Here is a 20,460-nt window from a genome sequence, read left to right on the forward strand (position 1 = left end):
GGGCCGGCGAGCGGCACACGACACCACACAACGACACAGGGGGAGAAGGCGATGACGGCCGAGCTGGTGCGGGGGCAGAACCACCCGCTCTCCCAGGTCCGTCTCGAGATCCGGGTCTCGGCCGGCACGCCGATCGTGGCCGCGGCCGCGCTCAGCGACGAGAACGGCCGGATCCACGGCGTGGAGTGGGTCGCCCACCCGGGCGCGCCCACCCAGCCGGGTCTCGAGGTCTCCCGGCAGGCTGCCGCCGACCATCGCCTCGCCGTGGATCTGGACGCCGTGCCGGAGGCCGTCCACCGTGTCGGTGTGCTGCTCGCCCTGCCCGCCGCCGGGGCGGGCCCGGCCCGTTTCGGCGCCGTGGCCGCCCCGTTCGTCGCCGTCACCGGTCTCGACGGCGCCGAGATCGCCAGCTACACCCTCACCGGCCTGGAAGCCGAGTCCGCGGTCGTCGCCCTGGAGCTCTACCGCCGGCAGGGCGCCTGGAAGGTGCGCGCCGTAGGCCAGGGCTACGCGGGCGGCCTCGCCGAACTCCTCGCCGACCAGGGCCTGCCCGAGGCCCGTCGGCTCGCCGGCAGCATCGACGACGCGGTGGCCCAGGGGCTGGCCCGCTCGGTGCAGGCGCCCCCGCCGCGCACGGCGGACGGCGACCGCTCCCGGCAGACGGCGGCCCCGGCCCTCGGCCCGGACCAGGGTGGCACCGCGCCTCAGCCGGGCCAGGCACCACCGATGGCGCCGTACGGCGGTCAGACGCCGGGCGGTGCGGGGCAGCCCGCGCCGCAGACGCCGTCGTATCCCGGCGCGGCACCGGACCCCAACGCCGTCACCCAGCCCTCCACGCCCACCGCGGGCGGCCCGATCGACTACAGCCACCCGCGCCGCCAGAACGGCGCCCCGCCCCCGCCGCCGCCCACCGCACCCACGGCCGCACCCGGGCAGCCCGCCCGGCCCGTCGCGGGCGACGCGACCGGATGGTCCATGGACGAGCGGCTCTACAACCAGGTGTGGGGCATGTTCGAGGACCTGGCCCGCAGCACCGCCGCCTATCGCAGTGCCGTCGACTTCGCCGAGTCCCGTATGGACAAGGAGCTGGAGCAGGTCCTCTCCGACCCGCGCAGCCGGATCGGCGGACAGGGCGACGCCGCCCGCGAGGCGGCCCGCGCCCGGCACGACCAGCTCGTCGCCCAGGCCGGCGAGGCCCTCGACCGGGACCTCACCCAGCTCACGGCCGAGGCCGAGGTCGTCGAACCGGCCCTCCCGCCGGCGTACGCCCGCTGGGACAGCCCCGTCTGGCACGCCTACCGGGTACCGATGGAGATCCCCATGGCCCTGCGCCTGGGCGATCTCCATCTGCCCGAGGCGGACCGGATCCGCATCCCGATGCTGGTCCGGCTGCCGCTGGAGCGCGGCCTGTGGATCGACAGCGGCCGGACCGGTTCGTCCGACGGTTCGTTCGCGGACTCGCACGCACTGGGGCGTCTCGCCCTGGAGACGGCGGTCGCGCACGCGGCCCGGCTGCTCGCCGTCTACCCGGCGGGGGAGTTCACCGTCCACGTCATCGACCCGGCCGGCTCGGGCGCGCAGCCGCTCGCGCCCCTCGTGCAGACCGGTGTGCTCGCGGCCCCGCCCGCGCTCGGCGCCGCAGGGGTGGCGGACGTGCTGAGCCGGCTCACCCAGCGGGTCGACCTGGTGCAGATGGCGGTACGGGGAGGGGCCGCCGACTCCCTCCCGCCGGGCTTCGACACCTCCCAGCAGCTCCTGATCGTCAACGACTTCCCGCACGGCTTCGACGACCGGGCCGTGAACCAGCTGCGCTACCTCGCCGACGAGGGCCCCGCCTTCGGCGTCCATCTGATGATGGTGGCCGACCGCGAGGAGTCGTCCGGGTACGGGCCTTTGCTCGACCCGCTGTGGCGTTCGCTGCTGCGACTGACGCCGGTGCCCGACGATCACCTCGCCGACCCGTGGGTCGGTCATGCCTGGACGTATGAGCCCTCGCTCGTGCCGCCGGGCAGCCAGGTCCTCCAGCAGGTGCTCACCCAGGTCGCGGCCGCCCGCACCAAGTATGTGTAAAGCCTCCTGGTAGCCCTCTGACCAGGGATTTTGGTCTTTCTTTTGCCAAGCGCTTTACCTGTTCTTGGTGATTGGGTACTGTTGACGGCACGGAGGGGAGTACTCCCTGTCTGCTGCGGCGTACCCGTCAATACGGATCAGGCCAGATCCCGGGGCGTCGGCCCATCCTTGGGTGGAAGAGACCTCCGGCAGCGACGACGCTGACATTTGCCGTTACGACTGCCGGAGGCGCAGTGGATGTTTCCGTGACCCTATGGGTCCTGACGATCGTGGGGCTCGCCGCCCTCATCGCGGTCGACTTCTTCATCGGCCGCAAGCCGCACGACGTATCGATCAAGGAAGCCGGGATCTGGACGGTCGTCTGGATCGTCCTGGCCGCCCTCTTCGGGCTCGGCCTGCTGATGTTCGGCGGCGGTCAGCCCGCCGGCGAGTTCTTCGCGGGCTTCATCACCGAGAAGTCGCTGAGCGTCGACAACCTCTTCGTCTTCGTCCTGATCATGGCGAAGTTCGCGGTGCCCTCGCAGTACCAGCAGCGCGTCCTGCTGATCGGTGTCCTCGTAGCCCTGGTCCTGCGGGCCATCTTCATCGCGGCAGGCGCGGCGATCCTCGCCAGCTTCTCGTGGGTGTTCTACCTCTTCGGCGCCTTCCTGATCTGGACCGCCTGGAAGCTCATCCAGGAGGCCCGGGCCGACGAGGAGGACGAGGACTGGGAGGAGAACAAGCTGCTCAAGGCCGCCGAGCGCCGCTTCGGTGTGGCGGACCGCTACCACGGCACCAAGCTGTGGATCCAGGAGAACGGCAAGCGGGTCATGACCCCGATGCTGGTCGTGATGCTCGCGATCGGTACCACGGACGTGCTGTTCGCGCTCGACTCCATCCCCGCGATCTTCGGCCTGACGCAGGACCCGTACATCGTCTTCACGGCCAACGCGTTCGCCCTGATGGGTCTGCGTCAGCTGTACTTCCTCATCGGCGGTCTGCTGAGGAGGCTGGTCCACCTCTCCTACGGCCTGTCGATCATCCTGGGCTTCATCGGCGTGAAGCTGGTGCTGCACGCGCTGCACGAGTCCGGGGTGCACGTGCCCGAGATCAGCATTCCGGTCTCGCTCGGCGTGATCTGCGCCGTCCTGATCGTCACCACGATCACCAGTCTGCGAGCTTCGAAGAAGCAGGCGGCGGCCGAGGCGGCGCAGGCGCAGAGCGGAGGCGCTCCGAAGGACAGCATCGACGTCTGACCACGTCGGACGTAGGAACAACCATCACCGGGACCGGTGGCCGGCGAATTGCCGACCACCGGTCCCGGTGCTTTTTTGTTCTTGAGCGCGTTCCCCGGCCCGGGGACGCCGTGGCCGGCCGGAGGTGCCATGAAGTTCGTACAGATCATCGACTTCGAGACCGAGCGCTTGGACGAGATGGAGCAGCTGCTCGACGACGCGGCGAAGCGCTTGGCCGGCCGGCCGGGCGGCCCCACACAGCGGATGCTTCTCAAGGACCGTGACAATCCGCGCCGCTATCTGGCACTGATCGAGTTCGATTCCTACGAGGAGGCCATGCGCAACAGCGAGGACCCCGAGACCAGCAGGATGGCCGAGCACCTGGCCGCGCTCTGCATCGGCGAGCGGGTGTACACCAACTGCGACCTCCTGGACGAGCGGGAACTCGCATAGTCCCGCGGGACCCGTGGAGGAGCTCCGCGCGACCGGAGTGCGGGGCCTCTTCACGTCTGCGACGATCACTGCATGATCGCTCGGCGCAGGCCGCTCACGGCACGGTGGACGACCCTGGTGCCCTTGCTCGCGGCCGTGCTGCTGATCTTCACCTGGGGGCGCGATCTGCCGGCCGTGGTCGTCGCGCTGGTGACCCTGGTCCTCGCGGGAGCCGTCCTGGCCGCCGTGCACCACGCCGAGGTGGTGGCCCACCGGGTCGGCGAACCGTTCGGCTCGCTCGTCCTCGCCGTGGCCGTCACGATCATCGAGGTCGCCCTCATCGTCACCCTGATGGCCGACGGCGGGGACAAGAGCTCGACACTGGCCCGCGACACGGTCTTCGCAGCCGTGATGATCACCTGCAACGGCATCGTCGGCCTCTGCCTCCTGGTCGCCTCCCTGCGGCACGGAACGGCCGTCTTCAACCCCGAGGGCACCGGCGCCGCACTCGCGACCGTCGCCACCCTGGCCACGCTCAGCCTGGTCCTGCCGACGTTCACCACGAGCAAGCCGGGCCCGGAATTCTCCACCGTCCAGCTGACCTTCGCCGCGCTCTCCTCACTGGTCCTGTACGGACTGTTCGTCGCCACGCAGACCGTGCGGCACCGGGACTACTTCCTGCCGATCACCCGGCAGGGCGAGGTGATCACCGCGGAGGAGCACGCGGCGGCGCCGACCGCCCGTACCGCCATGATCAGCCTGGGGCTGCTCGGCCTCGCACTGGTCGGCGTGGTCGGCCTGGCCAAAGGGGTGTCGCCCACGATCGAGTCAGGGGTGGAGGCCGCCGGGCTGCACCACGCCGTCGTCGGTGTGATCATCGCGCTGCTGGTGCTGCTGCCGGAGACCATCGCCGCGCTGCGCTCCGCGCGTCGTGACCGGGTGCAGACCAGCCTGAACCTCGCCCTCGGGTCGGCCATGGCCAGCATCGGCCTGACCATCCCGGCGGTCGCGCTCGCCTCCGTCTGGCTGTCCGGCCCGCTGGTGCTCGGCCTCGGCGCCACGCACATGGTGCTGCTCGCCCTGACCGTGGTGGTGGCCTCGCTGACCGTGGTACCGGGCCGGGCCACACCGCTCCAGGGCGGGGTCCATCTGGTGCTGTTCGCGGCGTATCTGGAGCTGGCGATCAACCCGTAGACGCTCGCCGGGGACGCGCATATGAACGCGTAAACGCGTAAACGCTCACGCAAGCGTTTACGCGCCTCACCGCCAAGGTCACCCCGAAGCCGGCTCCGCAGCCGCCCCCACCGGCACCGGACGCGTCTCCGGCAACAGCGCGAAGCACCCCAGGCTGAACAGCGCGATCGCCGTCAGATACGCGGCCACGCCCCAGGGCACCCGCCCGCCCTGCTCGGCCAGTGCCGTCGCCACGATCGGCGTGAGCGCGCCCCCGACAACCCCGCCGAGGTTGTAGCCGACCGCGGCGCCTGTGCAGCGCACCCGCGGCTCGTACAGCTCCGGCAGATAGGCGGCGATCACGGCGAACATCGTGATGAACGAGAGCATCGCCCCGAGGAAGCCGAGGAACATCGGCAGCGGCGCGCCGGTGGCGAGGAGCGCGACCATCGGGAACATCCACAGGGCGGCGGCCGCGCATCCGGCCAGGCACAGGGGCCGCCGGCCGTACCGGTCCCCGAGCAGCGCCACCAGCGGCGTGAGCGCGCCCTTCACGACCACCGCGCCCATGATGCAGGTCAGCATGACGCTGCGGCTCACCCCGAGCCGTTCCGTCCCGTAGGCGAGCGACCAGGTCGTCACGGCGTAGAAGATCGCGTAGCCGATCGCGAGCGCCCCGCCGGTCAGCAGCAGGAGCCGCCAGTGGTCGCGCAGGACCTCGATGAGCGGCACGCGCGCGTGGCCGTCGATCTCGAGGAAGCTGGGGCTCTCGGCGAGCGAGGAGCGCAGCCACAGCCCCACGACGGCCAGCACCCCCGCCGCCCAGAACGGCACCCGCCACCCCCATGAGGCGAACTGCGCCTCGGACAGCGTCGCCGAGAGCCCCAGCACCACACCGTTGGCGAGCAGGAACCCCAGCGCGGGCCCGACCTGCGGGAAGCTCGACCACAGCCCGCGCCGCCCGGCCGGCGCGTGCTCCACCGTCAGCAGCACCGCCCCGCCCCACTCCCCGCCGAGCCCCAGCCCCTGCAGGAAACGCAGCACCAGGAGCAGCAGCGGAGCGACCACGCCGATCGCCTCGTACGTCGGCACGCAGCCGACCGCGACCGTGGAGGCGCCGGTCAGCAGCAGGGAGGCGACGAGGACCGGCCGCCGCCCGTGCCGGTCCCCGATGTGCCCGAACAGCACCGACCCCAGCGGCCGCGCGATGAAGCCCACGCCGAAGGTGGCGAAGGCGGCCAGCGTCCCGGCCACCGGCGAGAAGGTCGGGAAGAACAGCGGCCCCAGGATCAGGGCCGCCGCGGTGCCGTAGACGAAGAAGTCGTAGAACTCGATGGCCGTGCCGGCGAGCGAGGCGGCCGCGAGACGCGGCATGGAAGGTGCCCTTACGGTGCGTACGTCGTGCATGCCGCGTCAACTACCCACCGTGACGGCGGGTTACGGGGGCGCGCGGAGGCCCCGGGGGCCCTCAGTACGTGACCGTGATGCGCCGGGCCGGTCCGTCCACGCGCACGGTGCCGCCGTACGGGATCACCAGCTGCGGATCGGTGTGCCCGAAGTCCACGTCGAAGACGATCGTGGTGTCGGGTGCGTAGGTACGCATGGCTCGCAGCACGGCCTCCCGCTGGTCGGACGCGTGACGAGCGGCCTCCTCGGGGCTGTTGGGGCGCTCGAAGGACCAGGTCTTCGGGCGGCCCATGAGGAGGGCCGAGAAGCGCTGGAGCAGCCCGCGTTCGCCCATGTTGCGCAGGGTGCGGAAGACCTCCGTGGCGCTCGGCATGTCCTCCGAGGTCTCCAGGAGCAGCACGCCGCCGTCGTACTCGGACAGGTCGTGCGCGATCTCCAGGTCGGCCATCAGCAGCCAGCCGAGGATCTCCAGGCAGCCGCCCCAACTGCGGCCCTCGACCACCCGGTCGGCGTTGACCCAGGTCCAGCCGGTCCCGGGCCGGGTCTCCGGCTCCGCGTCGAAGGTCGCCGGATCCGCCCAGTCCCGGTCGATGTCACGCCACCGCTCGGCCGGCCGCAGCTCGTAGGGCCCGGAGGTGAACAGGGCGGCGCGCAGGGACTCGGCGGTCTGCGGATGCATGGCCACCGGGCGGCCCAGCTCGCACATCACAGTCGCCCCGTGAAAGGCGACGATGCCGCTGTTGTGGAGGTAGGCGAGCAGGTTCGTGTTGTCGCTCATCCCGAAGAACGGCTTCGGGTTGGCCCGGATCAACTCCCGGTCCAGCAGCGGCAGCACGGTGATCTGGTCGTCCCCGCCGATCGACGCGATGACCGCCTTGATGTCCGGGTCGGCGAAGGCCGCGTGGATGTCGTCGGCGCGTTCCTGGGCCGACGAACCCATCTTGCGGGTCGCCGGATACTCGACCGGTTCCAGTCCGTACTCCTTCCGCAGCCGCTCCAGGCCCAGCTCGTAGGGGAGCGGTAAGAGCCCGGGCAGGCCGGAGGAGGGCGAGAGCACGGCGATACGGTCACCGGGGGACGGCTTGGGAGGGTAGGAGCGTCTCGTCATGCCGGGAGGCTACGGCCCGGCGGGCTGCCGACGCACCGTGATAAACCGGGTCCGAGCAGCGGTCCGCCACGGGCCGCTCGACCTCGAACGGACCGGAGGAACCGTGCCCCGCACCCTGGCCAACGCCCCGATCATGATCCTCAACGGCCCCAACCTGAACCTCCTCGGCCAGCGTCAGCCCGAGATCTACGGCTCCGACACCCTCGCCGACGTCGAGGCCCTGTGCGCCAAGGCGGCGGCCGCGCACGGCGGCACGGTCGACTTCCGCCAGTCCAACCACGAGGGCGAGCTGGTGGACTGGATCCACGAGGCGCGGCTCAACCACTGCGGCATCGTGATCAATCCGGGCGCCTACTCGCACACCTCCGTCGCCATCCTGGACGCCCTCAACACCTGTGACGGCATGCCGGTGCTGGAGGTCCACATCTCCAACATCCACAAGCGTGAGTCGTTCCGGCACCACTCCTATGTCTCGCTGCGCGCCGACGGGGTCATCGCGGGGTGCGGGGTGCAGGGGTACGTCTTCGGCGTGGAGCGGGTCGCGGCGCTGGCCGGGGCGGGGCGCGCCGACACCTGAGGTCTTCCGCGACCGTCCCGCCGCCGGATCACACCGCCGCGGATCACAACCGCCCCGCCTCCACGATCCGCCGCAGAAAGCGCTGCGTTCGCTCCTGTCGCGGTTCCCCGAAGACCTGCTCGGCGGTGCCGCGTTCCAGCACCACGCCGCCCTCCAGGAAGCACACCTGGTCGGCGACCTCCCGTGCGAAGGCCATCTCGTGCGTGGCCAGCACCATGGTCATGCCCTCGTCCTTCAGGCCGCGCACGACGGTGAGGACCTCGCCCACCAGCTCGGGGTCGAGGGCGGCGGTGATCTCGTCGAGCAGCAACAGCCGGGGGCGCACGGCCAGGGCGCGCACGATCGCCACCCGCTGTTGCTGTCCGCCGCTCAGCCGGTCCGGGTACTCGCCCGCCTTCCCGCCGAGCCCGAGCCGTTCCAGCAGCTCACGCGCGCGTGCCTCGGCCTCGGCGCGGGGCACGCCGTGCACCCGGCGCGGCGCGAGTGTGATGTTCTCCAGCACCGTCAGGTGCGGGAAGAGGTTGTACGCCTGGAAGACCACGCCGATCCGGCGGCGCACGGCGTCCTGGTCGGCGCGCGGGTCGGTGATCTCCTCGCCGTCCAGCCAGATCGCCCCGTCGTCGATCTCCTCCAGCAGGTTCGCGCACCGCAGCAGCGTGGACTTGCCGGAGCCGGAGGCGCCGATCAGCGCGGTGACCGTGTGCGGGGCGACCTCCAGGTCGACGTCCCGCAGGACGACCGAGCCGCCGAAGGACTTGCGGACGGCCTCCATGCGCAGCACGGGCGCGTCGGGCGCGTCGCTCATGTGATTCCTCCCTGGGCCCGTCGGCGGTCCATCCGCGCCGTCACCCAGTCCGTGAAGCGGGTCATGGGGATGGTCAGCGCGACGAAGACCAGACCCGCGACGATGTACGGCGTGTAGTTGAGGCTGCGGCCCACGATGATGTCGGCGGCCCGTACGGCGTCCACCGCACCGCCGATCGAGACCAGCCCGGTGTCCTTCTGGAGCGACACCAGGTCGTTCAGCAGCGGCGGCACCTGACGGCGCACCGCCTGGGGCAGCACCACGTACCGCAGCGCCTGCCGGTTGCTGAGCCCGAGGGAGCGGGCCGCGGCGCGCTGCGAGGGGTGCACGGACTCGATGCCGGCCCGGAACACCTCGGCGACGTACGCCGAGTACGTCAGGGTGAGCGCGGTGCCGCCGAGGAGCACCGGGTCGACGGTCACGCCCTGGAGCCTCAGTGCCGGGACGCCGAGGACCACGATCATCAGGTTGATGATCAGCGGCAGTCCCCGGAAGAAGTCCGTGTACGCGGCGGCCAGGACGCGCAGCGGGAAGAACACCGGGCCGCGGAGCGTACGGGCGACGGCGATCAGCATGCCGAGGACGAGCACCGCGGCCCCGCAGACCAGCAGCAGCCGGACGTTCAGCCACAGCCCTTCGAGGACCTTCGGGAACGCCTCGCGCGCGTACCCCCAGTCGAAGAAGGTCTCCTTGGTGCGCGGCCAGCCGGGGGCGTTGACGACGACCAGGTAGAGGACGGCTCCGGTGGCGAGGGTCGAGAGCGCGCCGATCGCGGTGGCGCGCCGGGCGCGGGCACGCTTGTAGCGCTCACGGTCCAGGCGACGCTGCGACGGCACGTAGCCGTCCCGCGCGTCGTGTGCGCCGGAGCCGACCGCCGGCTCGTCCTTGTTCACCGTCACTTGAGCACCGGAGCGTCGACGGCGTCCGACAGCCACTGCTGCTCGATCCTCGCCAGCGTGCCGTCCTCGCGCAGCGCGTCGACGGCCCGCGAGACGCAGGAGGTGAGTGCGCTGCCCTTGTCGAGCACGAGTCCGAACTGCTCCGGCGTACCGCCCTGGTTCTCGAACTGGCCGACGATCGTTGCGTCCGTGACCTCGGCCCCGGTGATGTAGAAGGCGGTCGGCAGATCCACGACGATGGCGTCGACCTGGCCGTTCTTCAGTGCGGACTTGGCCTGGTCGTTCTTGCCGAACACGGCGGCCGCCCGGGTGGGCCGCACCACGTCGTCGATGTAGTCGAGGCTGGTCGTGCCGACCTGTGCGCCCAGCTTCGCGTCCTTCAGGTCCGCGACGCTCTTCGCCTTCGCCGCCCTGGAGCCCTTCAGGGCGACGACGGCCTGGCGCACGTCGTAGTAGCCGGACGAGAAGTCCACGGCCTTCTTGCGCTCGTCGCTGATGGACACCTGGTTGATGTCGAAGTCGAACGTCTTCTCACCGGGCGCGAAGGCCTTGTTGAACGGGACGGTCTGCCAGACCACCTTGTCCTTGCCGTAGCCGAGCTGCCGGGCGACGGCGTACGCGACCGCCGACTCGAAGCCCTTGCCGCTCGCGGGGTCGTCGTCCTCGAACCACGGCTCGTAGGCGGGTTCGTCGGTGGCGATCGTCAGCTTGCCGGAGGCCCGGGTGTCCAGCTTGCCCTTCTCGCAGGTGTTTCCGGCCGAGGGCGTGCCGGATGCGGGCTCCTCCGGCTGCGGTGCACAGCCGACAGCGGTGGCGAGCAGGGCGACGGTGACGGCGGCGGCAGCGCGGCGCAGGGCACGCGAGGCAGGATGCATGGCGCGAGATTGGCAGCCGCCGGTCCCGTTTGTCGAGGTCACGACGGCATCTGCTCGCATCGTGGGAGCGGGTGTTGCGTTCTCGTGAACTCTCCGTGGCGCGCGCCGAGTTCGGCGGTCGCCGGGGCCGCCGGTCGAGGGCGGGGATCGACAGACCGGCGGCCCATCCGCCCAGGAGCCGTCATCCTGCGCGGGGCTGCTACCAGTTGACTGCGCAACTACGTACAGGGGGAGCGTACGTACGACACCGGCGTGTGCGAATGATTCACACGGGGCGCGTGCGCGGCCCACTGCTCCACACGCGTGCGCTTCGCGAGGTCCCTCACCACCCGCGCGCAGCACTCACCGCCCGCGCGCGGCACTCACCGCCCGCGCGCGGCACTCACCACCCGCGCGCGTGCCACTCCGGCAACTGCGGACGTTCCGCGCCCAGCGAGGTGTCGTTGCCGTGCCCCGGGTAGACCCACGTCTCGTCCGGAAGGACGTCGAAGATCTTGGTCTCCACATCGTGGATGAGGCTGGCGAACGCCTTGGGGTCCTTGTGGGTGTTCCCCACACCGCCGGGGAAGAGGCAGTCCCCGGTGAACACATGGGGATGGCCGTGAGGGTCGTCGTAGACGAGGGCGATCGAACCGGGCGTGTGCCCGACCAGGTGGCGCGCGGTGAGCTCCACGCGCCCCACCCGGATGGTGTCACCGTCGTCGACCAGCACGTCGGTCCGCACCGGGATGCCCTCGGCGTCGTCCCGGCCCGCGTAGGTGCGGGCTCCGGTGGCCGCGACGACCTCGGCGAGCGCCTGCCAGTGGTCGCCGTGCCGGTGGGTGGTGACGACGGACGCGATGCCGTCGTCACCGATCATGCCGAGCAGCGTCTCCGCCTCGTTCGCGGCGTCGATCAGCAGCTGCTCGTCCGTGGCCCGGCAGCGCAGCAGATAGGCGTTGTTGTTCATCGGACCGACCGCGATCTTGGTGATCATCAGGTCCTTGAGCTCGTGCACGTCGGCAGGTCCGCCGACCGTCACCTGTCCGCTGTACGTCATGTGCGCCAGCCTATAGCGGGGGAGCGGCCCGGGGCCTACAGCGGGGGCAGTGCCGGAAGGGCTCCGCCGTCCACCGTCAGCGCGGCTCCCGAACGGCGGCCGGCGAGCCAGCCCAGCAGGTCCGCCGGGGAGCCGGTGACGGTCACCTCGGGCCCGTCGTCGGCCTCCCGTCCCGTGCTCCACGCGCGCGTGCCGTCCGTGAGGCGCGTGGGCGGTACGTCGCGATGCCCGGCGAACCGGTCGGAGAGGAAGGCGATCTCCCGCTCCGTGAACTCCGCCGGCAGGTGCTCCAGCTCGTACCCGATCCCAAGGTCCACGTGATGCAGCTCCACCTCCACCCACCGCCGGAACGGCACCCGGGACGCCGAGTCCGTGACCCCGTTCCGCAGCTCCACCGTGCGCGACCAGTCCGCCGGAGCGGCTCCGGCCTCCTGGAAGCGGGCCGCGCTCTCGCGCAGGTCGGTGAGGTGGACGTCGAGCGGGCACGGGGCGTCCCGCTCGATGTCGGCGTCCCGGGCCTCGCCGGAGACGTACATGGGACGGCCCTCGAGGACGTTCACGAGAGCGTCCGCGTTGCGGGCGAGGTGGGCCAGCACGTGGCCCCGGGTCCAGCCGGGAAGCCGTGACGGCTGCGTCACAGAGGCGTTGTCCAGTTTGCCGACTGCGATGAGCAGCCGTTCCGTAGCGGCTTGTACAGACGCCAGGTCATGACCGTGATCAATCATGGTGCTGACCCTAGCTCCGCCACACCTTCGGGTGAAGGTGGTGAAGCAGTGCCGGTAATCGAATGCACGTGCTATATGGTCGGACGTGACGTCGGGCATGCTGGAAAGCCGGGGTTTGTTGGCAACCCGTGAATCCGACCGGCGTTGTCAGTGGCTCCCCCTAGTCTGAGAAAGCACGGGGGCCCCGCCCCTGTCACTTCTCTCAAGAAAGGTGCGGACCGGCGTGGCCGACCGTCTCATCGTTCGTGGAGCGCGCGAGCACAATCTCAAGAACGTCTCGCTCGACCTCCCGCGCGACTCGCTCATCGTCTTCACGGGCCTGTCGGGGTCGGGCAAGTCCTCGCTGGCCTTCGACACCATCTTCGCGGAGGGACAGCGGCGCTACGTGGAGTCGCTGTCCTCGTACGCCCGGCAGTTCCTCGGCCAGATGGACAAGCCGGACGTCGACTTCATCGAGGGCCTCTCCCCGGCCGTCTCCATCGACCAGAAGTCGACCTCGCGCAACCCGCGCTCCACGGTCGGCACCATCACCGAGGTCTACGACTACCTGCGTCTGCTCTTCGCGCGCATCGGCAAGCCGCACTGTCCCGAGTGCGGCCGCCCGATCACGCGCCAGTCGCCGCAGGCCATCGTCGACAAGGTCCTGGAGCTGCCGGAGGGCAGCCGCTTCCAGGTGCTGTCGCCGCTGGTGCGCGAGCGCAAGGGCGAGTTCGTCGACCTCTTCGCCGACCTCCAGACCAAGGGCTACTCCCGCGCGCGGGTGGACGGCGAGACCATCCAGCTGTCGAACCCGCCCACGCTGAAGAAGCAGGAGAAGCACACCATCGAGGTGGTCGTCGACCGCCTCACGGTGAAGGACAGCGCCAAGCGCCGTCTCACCGACTCCGTCGAGACCGCCCTCGGCCTGTCCGGCGGCATGGTCGTGCTCGACTTCGTCGACCTCCCCGAGGACGACCCCGAGCGCGAGCGGATGTACTCGGAGCACCTGTACTGCGCGTACGACGACCTGTCCTTCGAAGAGCTGGAGCCGCGCTCCTTCTCGTTCAACTCGCCCTTCGGCGCCTGCCCGGACTGCTCCGGCATCGGCACGCGCATGGAGGTCGACGCGGAGCTGATCGTCCCGGACCCGGACAAGAGCCTCGACGAGGGCGCCATCCACCCCTGGTCGCACGGCCACACCAAGGACTACTTCGGCCGCCTGATCGGCGCACTCGCCGACGCCCTGGGCTTTAGGACGGACATCCCCTTCGCGGGCCTGCCGCAGCGTGCCAAGAAGGCCCTGCTCCACGGCCACAAGACCCAGGTCGAGGTCCGCTACCGCAACCGCTACGGGCGCGAGCGCCGGTACACCACGGCCTTCGAGGGCGCCGTCCCGTTCGTCAAGCGCCGGCACAGCGAAGCCGAGAGCGACGCCAGCCGCGAGCGCTTCGAGGGCTACATGCGCGAGGTGCCCTGCCCGACCTGTGAGGGCACGCGCCTGAAGCCGATCGTCCTCGCGGTCACGATCATGGACAAGTCCATCGCGGAGGTCTCCGCGATGTCGATCAGCGACTGCGCGGACTTCCTGAGGGAGCTGAAGCTCAGCGCCCGCGACAAGAAGATCGCCGAGCGCGTCCTGAAGGAGGTCAACGAGCGGCTGCGGTTCCTCGTGGACGTCGGCCTCGACTACCTCTCCCTGAACCGCGCGGCCGGCACGCTGTCCGGCGGCGAGGCCCAGCGCATCCGCCTGGCCACCCAGATCGGCTCCGGCCTCGTCGGCGTGCTGTACGTCCTCGACGAGCCGTCCATCGGCCTGCACCAGCGCGACAACCACCGGCTGATCGAGACCCTGGTCCGGCTGCGCGACATGGGCAACACGCTCATCGTCGTCGAGCACGACGAGGACACCATCAAGACCGCCGACTGGGTCGTCGACATCGGCCCCGGCGCCGGTGAGCACGGCGGCAAGGTCGTGCACAGCGGCTCCCTGAAGGAGCTCCTCGCCAACGAGGAGTCGCAGACCGGTCAGTACCTGTCCGGAAAGAAGGCCATCCCGCTGCCCGAGATCCGGCGCCCGCTGGACCCGTCCCGGCAGCTCACGGTGCACGGCGCCCGGGAGAACAACCTCCAGGACATCGACGTCTCGTTCCCGCTGGGCGTGTTCACCGCCGTCACCGGCGTGTCCGGCTCCGGCAAGTCGACCCTGGTCAACGACATCCTGTACACGCACCTGGCCCGCGAGCTGAACGGCGCGAGGAACGTACCCGGGCGGCACACGCGCGTGGACGGCGACGACCTCGTCGACAAGGTCGTACACGTCGACCAGTCGCCCATCGGCCGCACCCCGCGCTCCAACCCGGCCACCTACACCGGCGTCTTCGACCACATCCGCAAGCTGTTCGCCGAGACCACCGAGGCGAAGGTCCGCGGCTACATGCCCGGCCGCTTCTCCTTCAACGTCAAGGGCGGCCGCTGCGAGAACTGCGCGGGCGACGGCACGATCAAGATCGAGATGAACTTCCTCCCGGACGTCTACGTCCCGTGCGAGGTCTGCCACGGTGCCCGGTACAACCGGGAGACCCTGGAGGTCCACTACAAGGGCAAGTCCATCGCCGACGTCCTGAACATGCCGATCGAGGAGGCCACGGAGTTCTTCGAGGCGGTCCCCGCGATCTCCCGTCACATGAAGACCCTCAAGGACGTCGGCCTCGGCTATGTCCGGCTCGGCCAGTCCGCGACCACCCTGTCCGGCGGTGAGGCCCAGCGCGTCAAGCTCGCCAGCGAGCTCCAGCGCCGCTCCACCGGCCGCACGGTCTACGTCCTGGACGAGCCGACCACCGGTCTGCACTTCGAGGACATCAGCAAGCTGCTGACGGTGCTGTCCGGACTGGTCGACAAGGGCAACACGGTCATCGTCATCGAGCACAACCTCGACGTGATCAAGACCGCCGACTGGATCGTCGACATGGGCCCCGAAGGCGGCGCCGGCGGCGGCCTGGTCGTCGCCGAGGGCACGCCCGAGGAGGTCGCCGCGGTCCCGGCCAGCCACACCGGCAAGTTCCTGCGCGAGGTCCTCGGCGCCGACCGGATCACCGACGCGTCCTCGGTGAAGGCCCCGCGCAAGACGGCGGCGAAGAAGACGGTCCCGGCACAGACCAGGGCGACCAGGACGGTCAACAGCACCGCAGCGAAGAAGGCAGCCGCGAAGTCCACGAAGGCCGCCGCGAAGAAGACGACGCGGACGACCAAGGGCTGACCGGCCAAGGGCTGAAGGCTCCCGCCGACGCGCCGTGCCCCACAGGAACTCCCTGTGGGGCACGGCGCGTTGTTGTGCGGTCAGGCGCTCTTCGGCTCCACGAACTGCATGTCGAGCTGGATCTTCACCACTTCCCCGAGCAGACCGGGAGCGAAGTCGAGCCCGAACTCGCTGCGCCGGATCTCACCCGTCGCCTCGAACCCGGCATGCCGGCTGCCGTCCATGGGCACGTCGACCAGCCCGCCGAACTCCACGGCGAGCGTCACCGGGCGGGTCACCTCGCCGATCGTCAGCTCGCCCTCCATCGTCCAGTCCTCACCCGCACCCGACACACGCGTCGAGCGGTACGTCATCGTCGGGCGCTTCTCGACGTCGAGCAGGTCGGAGGCGCGGACATGCGCGTCCCGGTCGGCGTTGCCGGTGTCGATCGAGGCCAGGGCGACGGTCGCGGAGACCCGCACGTCCTCGACGCGCTCCCCGACGAACAGTTCGGCCTCCAGCCGCTCGAAGCGCCCCCTCACCTTGGCGATGCCCAGGTGACGGACGGTGAAGCCGACGGAGGAGTGGAACGGGTCCAGGGCCCAGTTCCCCGGGGCCAGTGGCAGAGCGGTGGCGGAAGCGGCGCTAGCGGTGTCATTCGTCATGGCCTCCACCCTGAGGGGCGTGCGGCCCGGGAGGGAGACCGGCCGGAGCCTGGTAGTGGCAGGGACACCCTCTCCGCGCGCGGGGAGGGTACGTTCGGCGGGTGAGCGACAACGAGTTGGGCACGTTCCTGCGCACCTGGCGTGAAGCCGTCAGCCCCGCCGAGGTGGGCCTGCCCACCGGTCCGCGCCGTCGCACCCCGGGCCTGCGGCGCGCCGAACTGGCCACGCTCGCCGGCATCAGCGTCGAGTACCTCACCCGGCTGGAACAGGGGCGGGACCGCCACCCCTCCGCCCAGGTGCTCGGCGCCCTCGCCGACGCCTTGAAGCTGTCTCTGGTCGACCGGATGCTGCTGCGCCGCCTGACCAAGGAGGCGGACGGCGGCGACCCGCTGCTCTGCGCGGCAGCCCCGCAGCTCGGCCGCACGGCCCGTCCCACCGTCCGGTCCGTGCTGGACCGCCTCGAACCGACCCCCGCGCTGGTGGTCAACTGGATCGGCGACGTCCTCGCCCACACCGCGGGATACGAGCGGCTGGCCGGCCCCATCGGCTTGCTCGACGACGAGCCGCCCAACCTGCTCCGCTACCTCTTCACCGACGAGCGGGCCCGCAGCGCCTACCGCGACTGGGACCGGGTGGCCGACGACCTGGTCGCCCAGCTGCGGCACGAGGTCCCGCTGCGGGACCCGTACGTCGCCGAGCTGGCCGACGAGCTGACGGTGACGGCCGGGGCGGACTTCGCCGACCGGTTCGCCGACCTGGCCACGGCGCCGCGGCGGACGGGCTCCCAGCACATCGAACACCCCGAGGCCGGATCACTGCGCCTGCTGCACGAGACGTTCGCGCTGCCCGACGAAGGCCAGCGCGTGATCGTCCACCTGCCCGCGGACGATGCCACGGCCGCCGCCCTGGACCGCCTCAACGGCCGTCGCCCCGGCGCGCTGCGGGCCGTGGGGGCGGCCGGCTGAGCGACGCGCCCGGGACGCGTTCTGTGTTGTCCGCCCTGATCGCGGGAGGCGTCAGCCCTCCAGCTCGTGTGCGTACGGCGGCTCCGCCCCGGCCCGGGAGCAGGTGATCGCCGCCGCACGGGCCGCGAAGCCCAGCAGCCCCGTCCAGCCGTCCGGCCCCAGCGCGGCCAGCGCCGGCGCACTGAGCGCGTCGCGTGCCGCGAGCCCGTGCAGCAGCGCCGCGTTCACCGTGTCGCCCGCGCCGATCGTGTCCACGACCTCCACCCGCTCGCCGGGCACCGAGTACTCGCCGCCATCGGCGGTGAAGGCGGTCAGCCCGTCGCCGCCCCGGGTGATCACGACCGCCGCCGGACCGGCCGCCAGCCACTCCTGGGGCGTGCCGCCGAGCCACCGGGCGTCCTCCTCGGACAGCTTCAGCACAGACACCGACGGCAGCCAGCTCTTGAACCGCGCCCGGTAGGCGTCCGCGTCCGGGATCAGTCCGGCCCTGATGTTCGGGTCCAGCGCGGTGAACACACCCTGCGCGGCCGCCGCACGCATCAGCTCCTCGTAGGCGCTCGCCCCCGGCTCCAGCACCAGCGAGCAGGTCCCGAAGGAGACGGCCCGGGTGCCGGGCGGCAGCGCGGAGGGGGCCGTGAACAGCCGGTCCGCCGTCCCGTCGACGTAGAAGGAGTACGCCGCCGAGCCGTCCGCGCCGACCGTGGCGACGGCGAGGGTCGTGGGCTCGGCGCCGCGCTGCACCGACGACACGTCCACCCCGGTCTCCCGCAGCCGGTCCAGCAGGGCCTCCCCGAAGGCGTCGTACGACACCCGCGAACAGAAGGCGGCGGGGGAACCGAGACGGCCCAGCGCGACCGCCGTGTTGTACGGGCCGCCGCCGAGCGCCGGCTGGAGTGCCGCCAGGGCACCCGTGCCCCGCGGTACCAGGTCGATCAGTGCCTCACCGGCGACGACGATCATGCGACGGTTCCTCTCTCGGACTGCTCGGGCTGCTCGAACCGCACGGACTGCTCCGGCTCCTCGGGGCAGCCGCACGACGTGCGGTGGACGAAGGTGCAGGGGAGCCGCACCGTCCGGGCGGGCCGGTCCGGCTCGGTGAGACGCTCCAGGAGCACACGTACGGCCTGGGCGCCGATGTCCCTGCTGGGCTGCGCGATCGCGGTCAGCCGGGGCGAGAACAGGTCCGCCCAGGCGAAGTCGTCGAAGCAGCACAGCGCGATGTCGCCGGGCACGGACAGGCCGTGCGCGCGCAGGGCGCGCAGCGCCCCGATGGTCATGGCGTTGTTGCCGGTGACCAGCGCGGTGGGCGGCACGGCGAGGGACAGCAGGGCGGCGGTGGCCTGTTCGGCACCGGCCGACTCCGAGTCGCCGTGCACCAGGAGCCGTTCGTCGTAGGGGAGTCCCCCGAACGCGAGGCCGGTCCGGTAGCCGGTGATCCGTTCGCTCGTGGTGCTGAGGCCCGGCCGTCCCGCCACCATCCCGATCCGCCGGTGACCGAGACCGGCGAGGTGGGTGACCAGCCGGGACGTCGGTTCGGCGTTGTCGGCGCAGACCTGGTCGAAACGCGGTCCGCCGTCCGCGGCGTCCACCAGCCGGTCGAGGAACACGGCCGGTACGTCGTGCCGCCCCAGGTAGGCGAGCAGCCCGCGCGGCTCCGCGGAGGGCGCGACGATCATGCCGTCCACCCGGCGCTCGTGCAGCAGCTGGACGACCTTGCGCTCGTGCTCCGGGTCGTCGTGCGGATCGGCGATCAGGAGGCTGTAGCCGTGCTCCAGGGCACTGGCCTCGACGCCCTGGAGGATCTCCGTGAAGTACGGGTTGCTGATCGCCGACACCGCCAGTCCGATGGACCGGGTCCGGGCGGTCACGAGGGAGCGGGCCAGCGTGTTCGTCGTGTAGCCGAGTTCCTCCACGGCGTCCAGGACCGCCTGGCGGGTGTGCGGCAGCACCGGACGGGTGCCGTTCAGGACGTGCGAGACGGTCGCCACGGAGACTCCGGCGCTCCGCGCGACGTCGGCCATGGTCGCCATGCTGCTCCCGCCTCCTCTGTCAGGTCCCGGCGGGAACGTATCGCATCCGGAGGGCAGACGTAAACGCTTACGCAAGCGTTTACGTCTGAGCGCTTACGTCGAGCCGAGAGGGCACGGGGCGGAGGCCGGAAGAGAAGGCGGCGAACCGCAGCCGCCCTCGGTGCCCCTACTCCCAGTCCCAGCCGATCCCCAGGAACCCGGTGCGCACCCGCGGCTCGACCAGGTGCACCGACCGGTGCCGTCCGCTCAGTGCCAGGTCCTGGCAGCCCGTGCGCGGGGCCGCCGCCGAGTGCTGGGTGAAACGGTGACAGCGGGCCGGGAGGGCCGCCGCGTCGAAGCACACCTGGAGGGCGTACTGGCCGCCGGGGGAGTCGAAGCCGCGGAGGTACTCGTGCGACACACCCGCCGTGCCGTCCTCGACGCCGTAGCGGAACAGGAACGTGTCGCCGGCCCGCAGCCGGGTGTCGAAGAGCAGCTCGGCCGCGAGCACGCCCGTGTCACGGTGCCAACGGACGCGTCCCGTACGGCAGTTCTCCAGCGCGTGCACCCTCATGCGCTCCGGTGCGGCTCCCCGGTCGCCGTGGTGGACGGCCACGAAGCGGTCGACGCCGTCCCGGTGGGCGCGCACGATGTGGTGCGACTCCCGCTCGGCCAGTTCGCGCCGCGCCCCGATCCGCAGCCGCTCGTGGTGCCCGAGGGTGTGCAGACCGCCGTCCGGCGGGCAGTCCAGCTCGGCCAGCAGCTGGTCCAGGACTCCGGAGGCCTCGACGAGGGAGCGGTAGGAGCGGGCCGCGGACCGCTGCCCGGCCGGGCCTTCGCCGGAGCCGGCGAGCAGCCGGATCAGCGACTCCTCGGGAAGTTCGAGGATCTCCTCCAGCGCGCGCACGGCCCGCAGGGACTCGGGGCGCTGCGGGCGCCTGGCCCCCTGCTGCCAGTAACTCAGGCTGGTGACGCCGACCTTCACCCCGTGACGGGACAGATGGTGCTGCACGCGCTGCAGCGGCAGCCCGCGGGCGGCGATCGCGGCACGCAGGGCGACGTGGAAGGGGCCGCCGCGCAGAACCGAGTCCAGTTCCGCGGTGGCGACGTCCGCGTGCTGTGGGGCGTGCGGCATGCAGGGGCCTCTCTGTGAGTCGGCGACGGCTGGTCAGACCGTTCGCGCGGGCCGCCCGGGACCGTCCCGCCGGCGCAGGGGAGGTCTTCACATCCGTAGGCCGTCGTTCAGGGGTCCCGAGTTCCTCCGCATTGAAGCGTGTTGACCT

Annotated in this window: 18 protein-coding genes; 7 read left to right on the plus strand and 11 right to left on the minus strand. The window is 71.3% G+C overall.

Annotated elements, in window-relative coordinates; genetic code table 11:
* The first annotated feature begins 51 nt into the window (after window positions 1-51).
* From MQE23_RS33405 to MQE23_RS33420, 4 genes are all read left to right on the plus strand, one after another.
* Window positions 52-2,070, plus strand: coding sequence for a TerD family protein (locus MQE23_RS33405; protein WP_243381048.1), 2,019 nt, complete (start codon window positions 52-54; stop codon window positions 2,068-2,070).
* A 233-nt stretch (window positions 2,071-2,303) separates the two neighbouring features.
* Window positions 2,304-3,305: a TerC/Alx family metal homeostasis membrane protein gene (locus tag MQE23_RS33410; RefSeq protein WP_082319940.1), complete on the plus strand. Its 1,002-nt coding sequence runs from the start codon at window positions 2,304-2,306 to the stop codon at window positions 3,303-3,305.
* A 129-nt stretch (window positions 3,306-3,434) separates the two neighbouring features.
* Window positions 3,435-3,737, plus strand: a complete 303-nt coding sequence (locus tag MQE23_RS33415) for a hypothetical protein (protein ID WP_020274041.1) — start codon at window positions 3,435-3,437, stop codon at window positions 3,735-3,737.
* Window positions 3,738-3,809: 72 nt separating this feature from the next.
* Window positions 3,810-4,910: an ionic transporter y4hA gene (locus MQE23_RS33420; protein WP_020274042.1), complete on the plus strand. Its 1,101-nt coding sequence runs from the start codon at window positions 3,810-3,812 to the stop codon at window positions 4,908-4,910.
* A gap of 78 nt (window positions 4,911-4,988) precedes the next feature.
* On the opposite strand, the gene MQE23_RS33425 is transcribed toward MQE23_RS33420, so the two are convergent.
* Together MQE23_RS33425 and MQE23_RS33430 are read right to left on the minus strand one after the other, a co-directional pair.
* Window positions 4,989-6,263, minus strand: a complete 1,275-nt coding sequence (locus tag MQE23_RS33425) for an MFS transporter (RefSeq protein ID WP_243381050.1) — start codon at window positions 6,261-6,263, stop codon at window positions 4,989-4,991.
* Window positions 6,264-6,357: 94 nt separating this feature from the next.
* Complete coding sequence (locus tag MQE23_RS33430) at window positions 6,358-7,404, minus strand: S66 peptidase family protein (protein ID WP_037670509.1); 1,047 nt, start codon at window positions 7,402-7,404, stop codon at window positions 6,358-6,360.
* 103 nt (window positions 7,405-7,507) lie between these two features.
* Between MQE23_RS33430 and aroQ the strand changes: the two genes are divergently transcribed.
* The gene (gene aroQ, locus MQE23_RS33435) at window positions 7,508-7,981 is read left to right on the plus strand and encodes a type II 3-dehydroquinate dehydratase (protein WP_243381052.1); all 474 of its coding nucleotides are present in this window, start codon (window positions 7,508-7,510) and stop codon (window positions 7,979-7,981) included.
* Between the two features lie 43 nt (window positions 7,982-8,024).
* On the opposite strand, the gene MQE23_RS33440 is transcribed toward aroQ, so the two are convergent.
* The 5 genes from MQE23_RS33440 to MQE23_RS33460 form a co-directional block, all read right to left on the minus strand.
* The gene (locus MQE23_RS33440; protein ID WP_020274045.1) at window positions 8,025-8,786 is read right to left on the minus strand and encodes an amino acid ABC transporter ATP-binding protein; all 762 of its coding nucleotides are present in this window, start codon (window positions 8,784-8,786) and stop codon (window positions 8,025-8,027) included.
* Window positions 8,783-9,679, minus strand: a complete 897-nt coding sequence (locus tag MQE23_RS33445) for an amino acid ABC transporter permease (RefSeq protein WP_128092611.1) — start codon at window positions 9,677-9,679, stop codon at window positions 8,783-8,785. The genes MQE23_RS33440 and MQE23_RS33445 overlap by 4 nt, the downstream gene beginning before the upstream one ends.
* Window positions 9,680-9,681: 2 nt before the next feature.
* Window positions 9,682-10,560, minus strand: coding sequence for an ABC transporter substrate-binding protein (locus tag MQE23_RS33450; RefSeq protein ID WP_020274047.1), 879 nt, complete (start codon window positions 10,558-10,560; stop codon window positions 9,682-9,684).
* 382 nt (window positions 10,561-10,942) lie between these two features.
* Window positions 10,943-11,599, minus strand: coding sequence for an MBL fold metallo-hydrolase (locus MQE23_RS33455; protein ID WP_020274048.1), 657 nt, complete (start codon window positions 11,597-11,599; stop codon window positions 10,943-10,945).
* A gap of 35 nt (window positions 11,600-11,634) precedes the next feature.
* Window positions 11,635-12,324 carry a maleylpyruvate isomerase family mycothiol-dependent enzyme gene (locus MQE23_RS33460; protein WP_243381054.1) on the minus strand — a complete coding sequence of 230 codons (690 nt, stop codon included), beginning with the start codon at window positions 12,322-12,324 and terminating at the stop codon, window positions 11,635-11,637.
* 223 nt (window positions 12,325-12,547) lie between these two features.
* Here MQE23_RS33460 and uvrA point away from each other — a divergent pair, with 223 nt between their 5' ends.
* Window positions 12,548-15,559: an excinuclease ABC subunit UvrA gene (gene uvrA, locus MQE23_RS33465; protein WP_243381056.1), complete on the plus strand. Its 3,012-nt coding sequence runs from the start codon at window positions 12,548-12,550 to the stop codon at window positions 15,557-15,559.
* Between the two features lie 80 nt (window positions 15,560-15,639).
* Here uvrA and MQE23_RS33470 read toward each other — a convergent pair whose 3' ends face one another.
* Window positions 15,640-16,203 (minus strand): YceI family protein, encoded by a 564-nt coding sequence (locus tag MQE23_RS33470; protein WP_243381057.1) that lies wholly within the window; start codon window positions 16,201-16,203, stop codon window positions 15,640-15,642.
* A 101-nt stretch (window positions 16,204-16,304) separates the two neighbouring features.
* On the opposite strand from MQE23_RS33470, the gene MQE23_RS33475 reads away from it, so the two are divergent.
* Entirely contained in the window at window positions 16,305-17,168 is an 864-nt protein-coding gene (locus tag MQE23_RS33475; RefSeq protein WP_243381059.1) for a helix-turn-helix domain-containing protein, read from the plus strand.
* Window positions 17,169-17,219: 51 nt separating this feature from the next.
* Here the strand turns inward: MQE23_RS33475 and MQE23_RS33480 are convergent, their stop codons facing one another.
* The 3 genes from MQE23_RS33480 to MQE23_RS33490 form a co-directional block, all read right to left on the minus strand.
* Window positions 17,220-18,128, minus strand: coding sequence for a carbohydrate kinase (locus tag MQE23_RS33480; RefSeq protein ID WP_243381060.1), 909 nt, complete (start codon window positions 18,126-18,128; stop codon window positions 17,220-17,222).
* The gene (locus MQE23_RS33485) at window positions 18,125-19,198 is read right to left on the minus strand and encodes a LacI family DNA-binding transcriptional regulator (RefSeq protein ID WP_020273223.1); all 1,074 of its coding nucleotides are present in this window, start codon (window positions 19,196-19,198) and stop codon (window positions 18,125-18,127) included. The genes MQE23_RS33480 and MQE23_RS33485 overlap by 4 nt, the downstream gene beginning before the upstream one ends.
* Before the next feature lie 166 nt (window positions 19,199-19,364).
* Window positions 19,365-20,312 (minus strand): hypothetical protein, encoded by a 948-nt coding sequence (locus MQE23_RS33490; RefSeq protein ID WP_243381062.1) that lies wholly within the window; start codon window positions 20,310-20,312, stop codon window positions 19,365-19,367.
* Between the last annotated feature and the right edge of the window lie 148 nt (window positions 20,313-20,460).

Source organism: Streptomyces sp. HP-A2021 (assembly GCF_022807935.1).
GTDB classification, from domain to species: domain Bacteria; phylum Actinomycetota; class Actinomycetes; order Streptomycetales; family Streptomycetaceae; genus Streptomyces; species Streptomyces afghaniensis.